The 10648-nt window shown below is 42.1% G+C and carries 7 protein-coding genes; 1 reads left to right on the top strand and 6 read right to left on the bottom strand.

Translation table 11 applies throughout. The features are described from left to right. Positions 1-178: 178 nt before the first annotated feature. Positions 179-484 (top strand): hypothetical protein, encoded by a 306-nt coding sequence (locus CFE23_RS14535; protein WP_291089462.1) that lies wholly within the window; start codon positions 179-181, stop codon positions 482-484. A gap of 100 nt (positions 485-584) precedes the next feature. Here the strand turns inward: CFE23_RS14535 and CFE23_RS14530 are convergent, their stop codons facing one another. The 6 genes from CFE23_RS14530 to CFE23_RS14505 form a co-directional block, all read right to left on the bottom strand. Next, entirely contained in the window at positions 585-1022 is a 438-nt protein-coding gene (locus CFE23_RS14530; RefSeq protein WP_291089459.1) for a hypothetical protein, read from the bottom strand. 11 nt (positions 1023-1033) lie between these two features. Continuing rightward, positions 1034-1552 carry a hypothetical protein gene (locus CFE23_RS14525; RefSeq protein ID WP_291089456.1) on the bottom strand — a complete coding sequence of 173 codons (519 nt, stop codon included), beginning with the start codon at positions 1550-1552 and terminating at the stop codon, positions 1034-1036. Positions 1553-1643: 91 nt separating this feature from the next. Then, positions 1644-2198, bottom strand: coding sequence for a transposase (locus tag CFE23_RS14520; protein WP_291089453.1), 555 nt, complete (start codon positions 2196-2198; stop codon positions 1644-1646). Between the two features lie 267 nt (positions 2199-2465). Further along, positions 2466-2927: a hypothetical protein gene (locus tag CFE23_RS14515; RefSeq protein ID WP_291089450.1), complete on the bottom strand. Its 462-nt coding sequence runs from the start codon at positions 2925-2927 to the stop codon at positions 2466-2468. A 199-nt stretch (positions 2928-3126) separates the two neighbouring features. Next, positions 3127-3633, bottom strand: coding sequence for a hypothetical protein (locus CFE23_RS14510; protein ID WP_291089447.1), 507 nt, complete (start codon positions 3631-3633; stop codon positions 3127-3129). Position 3634: 1 nt separating this feature from the next. After that, positions 3635-10612, bottom strand: a complete 6978-nt coding sequence (locus CFE23_RS14505; protein WP_291089444.1) for a DUF6443 domain-containing protein — start codon at positions 10610-10612, stop codon at positions 3635-3637. Positions 10613-10648: the final 36 nt, after the last annotated feature.

Below are 10648 nucleotides of genomic sequence, written 5' to 3'. Positions count from 1 at the left end.
TTTAAAAGTATAAAAAAACTGCAACGGTTGCATTGTAGTTTTTCTATGCGTGTGGGCACGGATTGCAAATCCGCGCTATCGCTCCGAGATATATCCGAGCCATCTGGTTTTATTTTACACCGATGTAACACAAGAAACAAATCATCTTTATAAATTGAGTACCGCAGTTACCAAATGCATGATGAAAAATTTATTTGATGGACAAGTAGAAAGACAAATGCATGGCATGATTTATTCCAGTATGATGAGGAATAAAACTGACTACAATATTGTTTTAAGAGCGGTTCATGCAAGGACAATCTACAAATTATTTCAAGTTCAAACCTTTGAAGTATTAGAAACTACTGAAACGAAAATCAGACTAAAACTAGTGCGTGATGGTGTGACTATAGGAACAAAAAATTCAATATTCGATTTTTTTCAAATGGCATGGTGTAATATTGAAAATGGCGATGTTGACGAAATCGATAATATTAAGGAATAAAAAAACCACACCGTTAAAATGTGGTTTTGTCAGCTTGTCCTGTAAATTTTCGGTGGCAATATTTGGTATTGTTATATTTGATTTGTATAGGTTAAAAAAATTATTTTCTATATTCTATATCAATAATTTTCCAGTTTTCACCTGCGTCTAATGCCAATGAATATTCAATGGCTTTAATTCCTTCATTCGGTCTTTTTGAAGTGAAGGTGATTTTCGATATCTTTTTTGAATTTTGTTCACTTATTGTATAGTTATAGAATTTGAAATGCGGTGTAAACTTTTTATCATTACTCAAATTTGACAAAAAGGCGATTCTATTCTCCCAAACTTTCTGAGCGGAGGCATTTTCATTATCAATGTATTTGCTATAAACCTTTTCAATATCAATATATTTTTTGGCCTCAACAGTATCAATAAAAGATTCGGAAGAGATAAACTTTACAACTGTTGATAATGGCGTTGAATCAACATTAATTTTTTTACTCATTTCACAGGAATAGAATTGTAGTATAATCAAAGCGAGGCAAATTTTTTTCATTTTTTCATTTTTTAAGGTGTCCTGTTTCTTTTTCCAAAATACTCTAAATAAGGCTTAGCAGTAACGCTACTCGGCCCTTTAATACTAGTTGCTCCTTTAACTTTTAAAGCTGCATTATAAAGGTTGTTTGGTGCTACAGTATTTGCATCGTTATATAACGCTCTCAACATTCCCGATGGCCTTATGGGTTGTGAAGCGTTAATATTAAAAACACTATTAATTACTCTTTGAGCAAAGGTAGAGCAATTATTATAACATCCATTATAGTCTTTATTGCCCGCAATTTCACCAGCGGCTTTAGCTTTAGCAATAGCATCTTGTCCAGATGTTGTTGTAAGTTTTACAATCCCGTCCGCTGAGCGACCTTCCCCATTTTGGCTTACTTTACCTCTTTCCCCACTTTTGCTAACGTCCGTAAATTTTAAATCATTTAGGCTTTTGATGACTTTTCCATTATAATCGGCCTTTACTCCTGTTTGCAACTCAGTTTGTCCTACAGGCTGGTCTGGCCATAAATCATAATAAGTCATTGTGCCGTCTTTTACCCAGATGGCGCGGATATATCCCACGGACGATAGCGCGGATTTGCAATCCGTGCCCACACGCATAGCAAATCGCAATTCAAAACAAATATAACACCTCCACTTCCAAATCATTCTCAAGCCCCGAATAATTCCTTGCCGAACTAAAATAATAATCCTCAGGATTTGACACAACCTTTTCCTTTACAGGATTGAAGTGAATGTAATTGACTTTTTGTTTTATAAACCAATTCGTTTGCACAACCTCAGCGTGATACCCATCCTGCCATACCTTGAATTGCTGATTCCTTTTTAAATGTTCACATGCTTTTTTAAAATAGTCAAGCATCCATTCCCGTCTGCTTTCCGGTTCTTCAACGATTGTGTCAATGATTTTCTTTGAAGTATATTTCTTAAAATCCCTGATAACATCTGACAATAAAAAACCATTCGTTGCTTTGCACAACAAATGGATATGGCTGCTCATAATGCAATACGCATAAATCTCCAGGCCTTTATTGTTTTGGCAATAGCGCAGCGCATTAATAATAGTATACTTCTGACTCAATCTGGTAAATACGTCTATCCAGCCTACCGTGGTAATGGTGATAAAATAGGCTTCCTCTGTAGTCGCGGCTTTGTATTTTGTTGACATGGCGTTTAGTTTGATTTAAAAGTATAAAAAAACTGCAACGATTGCATTGTAGTTTTTCTATGCGTGTGGGCACGGATTGCAAATCCGCGCTATCGCTCCGAGGTATATCCGAGCCATCTGGTTTAAAAGTATAAAAAAACTGCAACGGTTGCATTGTAGTTTTTCTATGCGTGTGGGCACGGATTGCAAATCCGCGCTATCGCTCCGAGATATATCCGAGCCATCTGGTTCGTGACGCTCGCGGGAGTACCAGTCTAGTATTTATCATCAAGGAGTAAATACCTCTTCAATCTCAATGATTTTTTCGCTTTCAATTGTTAATAAAAACAGTTTGTCTTTATAATCGTTCGTAAAATCGTCAAATGTATTTAACTCTTTTTTATTTTTAGAATCGTTAGAACTAACTAAATCTAATTTTACATTATCAGATACAGCTAATTTTCTAATTTTATTATGCTCATTAACGATATAAAAATCGCCAGGTACTGAATACACTTTCTCTCCATTGACAAGACGAGTATCGGCATCGCCATTTTTCTTGGCTTCTTCAATAGCTCTATCACCAGTAACATATTGAACATAATCTGCTTCAACATAATTGATATTATTTTCCGAATATACTTTCAAAACAAAAGCATAGTTTCTACTCACTTGAACCTGTTTTTCTTTTACGCAACTTCCAAAAGACATGAAAAAGACACAACATATAATTAATACATAATTTACCATAATTAATTCATTTTAATTAATCCCCCCCGCTGGCGCATTCTATGATAAACAACATCAGATGCAAAATTATTAGCAGGGTGTTCTCCGTGGTAAACAGAAAAACACCTTTTATAAACACTTATAAATTTGCTGCTTAATATTTGTTTTTTATCATAGAATGCGCCAGCGGGGGCCTAATTTGATAAATTGCCCCAACTATCTATAAAAATTTAAAAGTACTAATTGCATAATTATAATCTGGTAAATCTGATTTCGCAACATTCAAATACATAACAAAAAAATTATCTTTAATGCACTTCAAGCCAAAATACTTATTCTTGTTTAGTGTCTTTTCTTTTACAAAATAACTAATGCCTATTTCTTTAAGCACTTCAATAAACCTATCGTGAGTAATATCTGATATTTGTCTGCATGTTTCATATTTATCTGTTGGCACATACAATACTATCAATCGTTGTTTATTACCAAATTCTAAATCATGCATAAAACATGGTCCAACCGTTTCAGTTTTGACAATGATTTTGCCCGGAATTTTCATTGTGAAATCTAAATCTTTGACAATAGATTCGTCAAGGCTAATTGTTTTTTGATTACGATTTAGAAAATCTGAAAATTTGCTTTCGTTCACTTGACTCCCGATTGGTTGAACACTTACACAACTTTCAAGAATAAAGAGAATAGCAAGAAGGGCTTTATATTTTGACATATCAACTTTTATTTATTTTTTTTACTGTTCTCTTGAATTTGTTATAGTCGATAATGGGACCAACTCCCCCGGTGCCGTTATAGAAGCCTATCATTTTACTAACGTTTGTGTAAGTACTTGAGCCAAATTTATTTGAAGTTGTCACCTCCTCTACTTTAAATCCAAGGACTATACTCAGGCTATTGTTGTTCCCATTTCTACCGTAACTTTCAACATCTCCTGGCCGACCGTCGGGTGTAGTTTGACTGCTAGAAGGTCTAGCGCCGCCGGTTGTATTTTTATCATCTTTTTCGAGAGTGTGAACGTGGGCATCATAAGATGTCGTTTTTCCAGCGGCTGTTAAATCATCATACCCTTCTGATAGATTAACGTAATCCTTACTACCTTCTATTATTTTTGAAACACTGCCATCTGTTGCTGCGACAAATCCAGTTTCATTTTTGGTGTCTTTAGATTTATCATATGAATCATCCATAGCTTTTATAGCTTCATTAGAAGGCACTGTTATAAATTCTCCATTTTTAATACTTTTGTTGACCTCATCTTCGTTACTAGTTTTTCCTGATATTATGAGAAACTTTTCGTCTGGACGTTCATCGTCAACGTGTTTGACAAGCGTACCATTTAAATCGTAAAAATAGGAATCCACGCCCATTCCATCTGGATCTATAAATATAATTGGATTATCCAGACAATAATTATAAGGTGACCATTTCCTATACTGTTCCGCCAACGGATCCATATTCATCCACCTCCCAATACTCGCATCATAATTCCTCGCTCCATAATCATTCCAATTCAATCCCATTTCCCCCTGATATTCCTTCCCGTTATACTGGTATGCATAACTTTTAGAACTCGTCCCCTGCAACACCACCGCATTACTACTATCCTTCATAAACTCACTTGTCGTAGCATTATAATCATGCTTTAACCCAAAAGGATAGTAATTGTTCTCACCCAATATACTAAGAACGTTCGTCGCCGGGTCCTTCGCATAGCTCAGCCGCACATTGCCCACATGGTCCGTGTAATTAAACACATAATTAAAATTGTTGTTGCCGCCCACCACCGTATTCTTCACATACCCCTCCGGGGTCTGCATAAAATCAAGTACGCCGTTCGTGTACTGCACACCGCCTTCAATATAGTCAGTCGTCGTGACCGTGCTGCCCTGCGTCACAATCTTCAGTACCTTCGTGCCTTGCGAGTCATAAAAGTATTCTATTTTATCGCCATTGCCAAACGAAACTTTATGCGGTAAATTCATTTGGTTGTAAGTAATGCCACTAATGTTTTTGTTGGCATCCGCTATCATATTGCCGTTGTCATCATAGCTATAATCGTTTCCGCTCGTATTGCCATCCTTAAAACCGGCGATGCTCGATCCCCAGGGCCCCTCACTAACGCTGAGCAACTGGTTCGGGTTTGAAGAACTATAAACATAGTCGAGATCATCGATTGCCGGGGTAAATACCCCCGTATCATTAATGCCACCATTTCTCAAAAGTCCCGTGATATTCCCATTCTTGTCATAACCCGCGATATGTTCGCCATAGTAATCACGCGCGACATTCTCCAGCGGCTTGCTGTAGGTGGCATCAAGCAGCCTGTTCAGGTTGTCATAGACATAATCATACCGCCTCGGCGTGTCATCGCTTCCCGTCTGCCAGTCAATCCTGGCAATGTTCCCGTTATACAGCGGTGCGCTCCCGCCATTGTACGTGATCCCCATCGCAAAAAGGTCCTTCGGGTCCGAGCCAATCGTCAGGTCGTCCGCATCATTAATGCCCGTCATCCAACCGCGGATGTTGTACTTGTAATTTACGTTTTGGAAGGCATTGGCACCGGTCAAATCCGTTCCGCCCACTTTCTTCCCAATAAGCTGGCCGAGATGATCATAATGGTGGTAGGCCATCAGTTGGACCGTACCGCTGCTGCCAATCTTCTGGGTCACCGCCTTCACCCGATTCTCCGGGGTGTAACTGAAATAATCCCAAACCGCAACCGGCGTAGCACCCGTAGCCCTGCGGTGCAGCGTATAATTGTAAAGCACTTTCCCGGTAAAGTCATATTTGGTGTTAAAGGTCCTGTACCCGCCACTGATATAAAACGTCGTGTACTTTTGCACCTGCCTGCCCTGGCTGTCATAAAAATAGGTCGGGTAATTGCCCTTCATCTGGTTCTCTGCACCATAAATCTTGAGGAACTGCCCCGTGAGCAGTCCCTTGACCTGCGAGGCAGTTCGTATTGTCTGGTCCTCTACCTTACCATTAGAAGGGATAGGAGCGACATTCGGGAAACTGTAGTTGTCATAATAATTCACCGTGAGCAATTTGACCACGGCAGGCGTTACATCATTAGTATAATACACAGTTTTGCCATCAATGGTCCTGCTCACCACCCGGGTTTCATTGATCGTAGTGGCCCCGTTATTCGTGCCCTGCATTGTCTTACGCTCAGCGCTGCTCACCGTTCCGGCATTCCAGCCCGTATACACCACACGGTTAAATAGGTCATATTTTGTGATCAGCCAGCCCACATTGTTGGGAGCCACTGCTAAAGGGGATGAGGCCAGGGCCGGTCCAGTCGCCGTGACCCGGTCCAGTTTGTCATACACGATAAATTCCCATTGTTTGCCGGGCAGTTTTTTCTCGATCAGGCGGTTGCGTTTATCATAACGGTACTGGTAGCACAATCCATCCAATACCGCAGTAGTAACCGAGCCCTCTGCCAACGGCGGCAGGACAAAGCTCAGGTTACCATATTGGTCATAAATATAATAGGTGTCGAGCTCCTCGCTTCCGTTATGGTTGCGCTTGAGGACGACCTGTCCTTCGGGGTTTTTAAACTCGGACGTGGTTTGCCCGTTTTCATCCGTCGTAACGGTTTTGTACAATTCACCCCCAGCATAGTTGCCAGGGCTGCTGACCGTGGCTTCATACCGGTCGTTAACGTTGGGATCACTACTGAGTGCCGAAACGCACTGAAACAACTTGACCTCGTTGCCGCCATTGGTAAGGTATTCCATCTTCACCGTATGCCCGGAGCCCCGTTTCCAGTCCGCCCCTGGGGCAGACTGTTCCGTAACCCTGTTCAACGGAGAACCATCAAAAACAGTTTCGCTGTAAGCATAAGCCGTTTGATCAAAATGGGGATTACCCGTAACGCTTTCATCCGCCTGGTAGAAGGTCTGCTGTGCGTTCTCCGTCGCGTCAAACGACAGCGATGCCGTACCCCGCACATAGGGCAGCCATTTTTTGGACTCCCTGCCCAGCAGGTCATACCCCACCGGCGTAATGACATCGCCGCCACCATCGGCCTGCTTGTAGGCAATATGTTGCTCAGGCCGGCCTAAGCCGTCAAAGAAGGATTTGGTAGTGGTTTTTAAGTTAGATGGTGATGAGCCATAGGCTACGCCCTCCTGATACAAATCGGTTTTTATCCAGTTCCTGGGGTCAGCTCCCCCCTGTGAAGCATAATGATAATCGTTACTTGATATTAGCATTCCCTGATCATCGACGATCCCAGTAAGGCGTTCAGAAGCGTCATATTTAAAGAGTGTGGACTTCCCATTCTGGTCCGTAATCGAAGCTACCAGGCCTCCGGGTGCATAATTCAGGGTCGTAACCATCGTATTGGCAAAAGCAGGGTCGCCGCGCTGGCTTTCAGAGAACATCAGTCCGGAAGTGGCAGCTGTTAAATTGGCAAAAGTCATATTCTCTACTTTCGCCACAGGAAGATTTCCAGTCCACAAATAAGCTATTGGCGCGCCACCCGGTCGTGATACCTCCTGTACGTGGCCATAATCATCGTAGCTGCCATAGATAATGCGGTCTTCCGGGTTACCGGTACCCTTTCCCACCTCAACTTCTTTCAGTAATCCATTGCTGTAATATTTGTTAACAACACGCTGTATCACCGCGCCGTCCCTATAACTCGTAGTAATCAGCGGCGCATTAAGCATATGAAGCGATACCATGTTAGCGATACAGGCATTTTCATCGAGAGCGGGGTCCGCATTTGAAGTAAACAACGACGTGTCATAACCATCGGCAGGATAAACGTAGCTGGTCTTAAAGTTTAAGGGGACTCCACCTTTAGTGATGGTCGTCTGCTGCTCGCTGAGTTGATAATTTATGGTGTTGTAAACATAGCTGACTTTCGTGTAGACCATATCCGTTCCATTACCGTCATCGAAATATTCGGTTTTTTCTGTACTCGTGAGCTTCGCCCATTCTGAATTAATGGCAGTCCCATTGAGCAGGTAAGGACCCACAAACCGTGGAGAGCCACAGGAGCCGTAATCATTATTGAAACAATCTTTATATGAAGGCGAACCCACACACAGTATATTAAAATCGGGCTGGATAGGTGTTGCGATATAATGCTCATAATTTTCGAAAAACGGTTTCCATTCACACGGAACCTCTGAAAGGGTATAATCTTTTGCAACCAGCGTTTCCTTAAATGTATACTGGTTTACCGTTTCTGAAAGCAGGGTCGCATTGTCATCGAAGACCTTGGAATTCGTCATCAATCCCCGCCGATAATCGACATTCTGCGCTGGCGTGAAAGGATAGGCGAACCAACCGTTAGGAAAACTGGGGAAATCTCTCGGTGAATTGTAGGTAAAGTCACTGTAACCATTCCCTTGCTGCGATACACGCACATGCTTATAGCCTACATAATTACCCCTGCTAAGCTCCGCCGCGACGCCTTTAAGGGTAATTTCATAAGAGACGTTCAATTTCCGGAGACATTCCACAAAATTCTCGGAACAGGTAAACAAGAAGCGCGGTTCACTAAAGACATATTTTTTAACGAGTTGGTCCGCCCTCCCGTCAATTGCCCCCGATGAATGGGACGTTTTGTAAAATGAAGGTTGGTGAATACCGGAAGGAATGACATCACCGTCCCCTTCGTCGTAATGATATTGCTCGCTTCGCACAGGAACCGATGCGGACGGGTCTTCCATAAATAAAACTTCTTTTATCCTGACCCCACCCCCGGCAAAATACCGTTTGTAGTTCTCCCCGGTTTTAAGCGTCGTGTAAAAAAGGTTAATATGCGCATCGATAGCAGGATTTGTCGTATCGGGCTCCTGAACTTCTGGTTCAAGGCCATCCCATTCTGTCAAGCCTTCTGGAAGCAGAAAGCCATAGGTGAGTGTATAGTAATAACTTCCCGCCTCCAGAGTGACAAAACCGGTATCCACTTCCTCAAGGCTGATGTTAGCATAAATCCTTGGCTGATGGGTGCCATCAGGATTCATCCTGTAAAACGAAAGCATGTAAGGACTTAAGGCACCGGAGTGCAGGTTTACCGTTGCATAGACATCCTGCTTATGTGAGAGCGTGACAATGGGAGTACCACTGCCCAATAAAGTAATGACGGTATTAGCTGCTGAAAAATGACTGCTTACGGACTCCTGGTTCTTATTGAGCGGCTCATCGTCAAAACTTTCAATAAGCAAATTGCCTTGCCAGGAATAGGTATGGGGCTCAAAATGGAACACTTTCCTGCCTCCTGTTGGATATGAAATACTCGACAGCAATCCTCTTTTATATGCGGTTGGATCATAAAAGTTGTTGCCATGCACAGTAAGCCCAGGAAAATAAGAGACCTCATAGCCCCACGCATCGCTGGCTCCGGAAAAAGCGGTAAGCCTGTCCTTTTCAAAATAATCAAAATTATAGTCAAGCCCATTTTCAGAGACCTTCATGAGCCATAGCCTATGATTGGATAACTCCGTCTCGTACGTAAACGAATAGTCCTTAATAGCTAAACCATCGTTATATTTTAGCCCGGTAAGATAAACACCTCCTGTTTCGGGATGGGTTCCCGCACCTGACGAAGTAAAATCAATAGAGGTACCATCAGAAAAAGAAATATGGCCTAGTTTTTTGGTCCCCACAGTAACGTGGGTGTAAGTATGGACACTAAGTGGTTTAAACTGTTCCTTATTGTAGGTGTTGATGCCATAAATATAATACATCGTTCCCCTGTACAGCAGCCTGTTCGTAGTCACATTCTCAGGCAGGTCATACGATTCATCAGTTTCGGAAGCAAATTCTTCAGGCTCGTCATCCCCGACATAATTAAATGTGGCCAGCAAAACCCCGGTGCTACTGAATATTTGGGTGAGATGCCAGGCCGTTACTTCTTTCGTTTTAGGATGAACCGACGAGGGCGCAACCGGTTCAAAATACTGCTTATAGGAAACCGTGGACGAAGTACTCTCGGTGAGCTCCCTTTGGGTAAACAGGTATTGATTCCCCATGCCGTCCGTGATCGTAAAAGAATTTATTTTGAATGTGACAGGATCATAGTCTAAACCAATTTCTAATTTTTGATCGGTGGAAAGTAATTTCGGGACCAGGACAGGACCTTCCTTGACAATAATGAAGCGGCCCGATAATCCGAGTACGCTGAATTGATAAAGATCCATTTGCGAGTCATATTTATCAAGATGTGTACCGTTTGTATTCCATGCAAACCTGTTGCGTGTAATGTAATCCGCTTCGGTTACTGCAGTTTGCGGATAGGACCAGAACGAATCAAGGTGGTAAATTCCGGTTTGGTTATTCTCGGACCCTATACCCTTCATCTTTTCATCGGCAACATCCCTTACTGTGCGGGAAACCACGCCACCCGCCTCTAGCGACCAGCCAGTACCGGTCCATCCAGACCGGCTGTCTATTTTAATACTTTGTGTATTGTAGCGCAACGCAAGGTTTAAATTAAGGCCAAATCCCAATGATTTTGAAACCAATGGTACCGAAATATCCGGCTGCCCCGTATAATTGTCTACAGGCACTTCCTCGAACTGCATCAAATTCGCTACCGTTGGCGAAGGCGGAATAATATTGGGTAGTTCTGGCGGCTGTGAAGTGGTTGTGATTTGCCCCCGCATTCCCACTACCCCAAAAAGCAGCATGACTAAAAATAATCTTAATATATAGTGATCGGTCTTCATTGTTCTGTATGTTTATCTTATCGTAATTCTCAATTC

Source organism: Flavobacterium sp. BFFFF1, assembly GCF_002256285.1.
Classification (GTDB): domain Bacteria; phylum Bacteroidota; class Bacteroidia; order Flavobacteriales; family Flavobacteriaceae; genus Flavobacterium.
The sequence above is the reverse complement of the archived record's forward strand: the minus strand, read 5'-3'. Positions and strand labels throughout refer to the sequence as shown.

What these genes read in the sequence shown, in the direction of transcription:
- CFE23_RS14535 (WP_291089462.1), top strand. Translation starts at nt 179, where the DNA reads ATGATGAAAAATTTATTTGATGGACAAGTAGAAAGACAAATGCATGGC.
- CFE23_RS14530 (WP_291089459.1), bottom strand. Translation starts at nt 1,022, where the DNA reads ATGAAAAAAATTTGCCTCGCTTTGATTATACTACAATTCTATTCCTGT.
- CFE23_RS14525 (WP_291089456.1), bottom strand. Translation starts at nt 1,552, where the DNA reads ATGACTTATTATGATTTATGGCCAGACCAGCCTGTAGGACAAACTGAG.
- CFE23_RS14520 (WP_291089453.1), bottom strand. Translation starts at nt 2,198, where the DNA reads ATGTCAACAAAATACAAAGCCGCGACTACAGAGGAAGCCTATTTTATC.
- CFE23_RS14515 (WP_291089450.1), bottom strand. Translation starts at nt 2,927, where the DNA reads ATGGTAAATTATGTATTAATTATATGTTGTGTCTTTTTCATGTCTTTT.
- CFE23_RS14510 (WP_291089447.1), bottom strand. Translation starts at nt 3,633, where the DNA reads ATGTCAAAATATAAAGCCCTTCTTGCTATTCTCTTTATTCTTGAAAGT.
- CFE23_RS14505 (WP_291089444.1), bottom strand. Translation starts at nt 10,612, where the DNA reads ATGAAGACCGATCACTATATATTAAGATTATTTTTAGTCATGCTGCTT.